This is a genomic window from Nitrospirota bacterium, assembly GCA_016212215.1.
In the GTDB taxonomy this organism is placed as follows: Bacteria; Nitrospirota; 9FT-COMBO-42-15; order HDB-SIOI813; family HDB-SIOI813; genus JACRGV01.
This window is the reverse complement of record JACRGV010000024.1, coordinates 1-2,587: the sequence shown is the minus strand read 5'-3', so window position 1 is coordinate 2,587 and position 2,587 is coordinate 1. Positions and strand designations below refer to the sequence as shown.

General features: G+C 41.7%; 3 protein-coding genes. 2 read left to right on the top strand and 1 reads right to left on the bottom strand.

Features of this window, described 5'->3' with window-relative positions:
* Window positions 1-372, bottom strand: a 372-nt coding sequence (locus HZA08_02610) for a peptide deformylase (GenBank protein ID MBI5192317.1), incomplete at its 3' end; no start/stop codon positions are given.
* 585 nt (window positions 373-957) lie between these two features.
* On the opposite strand from HZA08_02610, the gene HZA08_02605 reads away from it, so the two are divergent.
* Both HZA08_02605 and udp read left to right on the top strand, forming a co-directional pair.
* Window positions 958-1,575, top strand: coding sequence for a PEP-CTERM sorting domain-containing protein (locus HZA08_02605; GenBank protein ID MBI5192316.1), 618 nt, complete (start codon window positions 958-960; stop codon window positions 1,573-1,575).
* A gap of 136 nt (window positions 1,576-1,711) precedes the next feature.
* Window positions 1,712-2,518 (top strand): uridine phosphorylase, encoded by an 807-nt coding sequence (udp, locus tag HZA08_02600; protein MBI5192315.1) that lies wholly within the window; start codon window positions 1,712-1,714, stop codon window positions 2,516-2,518.
* Window positions 2,519-2,587: the final 69 nt, after the last annotated feature.

The following is a 2,587-nucleotide window of genomic DNA, read 5'->3' as shown; positions in this document are numbered from 1 at the left end:
TTCAATGCTCCCACCGTCCTTATCATAACCCTTTACCTTTACAACCTCTGCCCTGACAACTGACTCCCTGTAATCCGGGACGCTAAGACAGCCCTCTTCCCCCTTAACCTCACCTTCTTCATAGATAATCTCAGGATTTATAAACACAGAATAATTCTTTACAGGGCTATCAGAGGAAAGATCAGCATCATAAATAAACAGGCTTACAGGTGCACCAACCTGAACCGCTGCAAGACCAAGTCCGGGCACTGCATCGAGCGTATCAATCATATCCTGAATAAGCCGATGCAACTCACCATCCCATTTTTCCACCCGCCTGCTCTTCCGGCGGAGTATCGGGTCAGGATATTCTCTGATCCCAAGGACAGACATTATCAATTCCTCCTAAGTTCCACTCTAACACCTGACACCTTAAAAATCAAGCCGGTGCCCGTCCCCTTTTCTTCCTTTTGTTAATGTGACTTGTAATGCATCTGATGTATGTAAGTGACCTGCAATTCAGACACTGGACTTCAGACTTTAGACATCAGACTTTTCTATGTAAGAAATCAACCATTGGAGTGTTCTCAAGCTTTCCTGACTCTTTGTCCATAACTCTTCATACCCATTCCCAAGTCTAATGTCTGATGTCTATGGTCTACTGTCTGAATTACAGGTAAGTGACAGAAAATTTAACAGTTGCTGTTGTATATGTATCTTGTTGAAATATCAGGATTTTCCATGGATATCAATCCCGAAATGGCAATTTAGTCCAAGATATTGGCCCCAAAAGTGACAGAAAATTTAACAGTGGATAATGTGGAAGGTGGCCGACTTCTATAAAATCATTCATTTTCAATTAGTTACGAATATGGTACACAAATTGCATAACATATCTGCTAAAGTAAGAAAATCCAGAACATCGGATTTTTACCTTTCATCTGTTTTATTCAGTAATCAAAAAGGAGGTATTTGAACATGTCACATCTAAAAAAATTGAGTTATGTCTTATTGATTATCTTAGTTGCTGGTTTTCTGGAGACCGCTTCTGCCACACAGGTGATGTTTCATCAAAATAATGCAACCGACAGTTTTTTTGATATTACATACCGGATAGATTCTAATAATCAGATGGTAGGCAGCTTTTTCGATGTATTTTTTGATACAAAAAATAACAGCTTTTTCGATGTCACTTATGGACTATCGGTTCCGCCTAACCCGATGATGCCAAATTCCTTTTTTGATGTCTTTTTCGACATAATGGACACAAGGGACAGTTTCTTTGATATCACATATAGAGTAGGCACAAACCCAGTCCCGCCAGATAGTTTCTTTGATGTATTCAGAAATCTTTACCCGCCGGATCCGGGTGCACCAGCAGATAGTTTCTTTGACGTCTTTGTTACGGTGAATTCATCAGATAGTTTTTTTGATGTTTTTGCCGAGGTTTCGCTTGATGCGGGAAATAGGACATTTGACACAGGCACTCAATCGTTTCTTATTGTCAACAAGGTACCGGAACCTTCCACTGTACTGCTTATGATTAGCGGGTTGCTTGGTCTGGTAATATTCAGAAGATACAGGGCCTGCAGATAGTCAGTCTTTAGCTGCAATTCAGACAGTAGACCATAGACATCAGACATTAGACTTAGGAAGGTTGATTTCTTACATAGAAAAGTCTGATGTCTAAAGTCTGAAGTCCAGTGTCTGAATTACAGAGTCTTTAGAGATTATTAGGGAGGGGAATTCTGTCGTCTATCATCTAAAATTATCTAAGAAGAGTATAAAAGGGGCGAGGATTGCCTTACTGCCCGGTGACCCTGGCCGCGTACCTGTTATAGCATCTGCAATCAATAATGAAGGGTCTTCTGAGATAGCCTCTAACAGGGAATTCAGAACATGGCTTGCTGACATAGATACCCATCCGGTTGTTATAACATCTACAGGTATAGGCGGGCCTTCTGCCGCCATAGCAATAGAAGAACTTGCACAACTCGGAATAAAAACATTCATCCGGGTAGGAACAACAGGGGCGCTTCAACGTTATATAAAGGCCGGTGATGTAGTTATCACAATAGCATCCGTAAGAATAGACGGGACATCAGAACATTATGCGCCTCTTGAATATCCTGCAGTAGCGGATTACTGTGTTTTGAATGCACTCGTTGAAGCTGCAAGTTCTGTTAATGTTCGCAGTCATGTGGGTATTACAGCATCTTCTGCTACATTCTATCCAGGACAGGAACGCATTGATACATTTTCTAAGTATGTAATAAGAAACCTTGCAGGAAGCAAGAAAGAGTGGGAGCGCCTCGGTGTATTAAACTACGAAATGGAGTCCGCGACACTGCTCACCATGTGCAATTCCATGGGCCTAAGGGCAGGATGCGTTACCGGCGTAATAAGTGAGCGGTCTGAGAAAGAAAAAATCATTCACAGTAAAATAAAGGCTGCTGAGGGCAATGCAATTGCGGTCGCTGTAGCGGCGCTAAAACGGTTATTAACAGATTACCCACCCTCTCTTACTTCTCACTTCTAACTTCTTACTTCTTAATCCCCAGCGTCGTCTCCCATATATCAGCATGCCTTTCTTCGTCAGACAGTATCT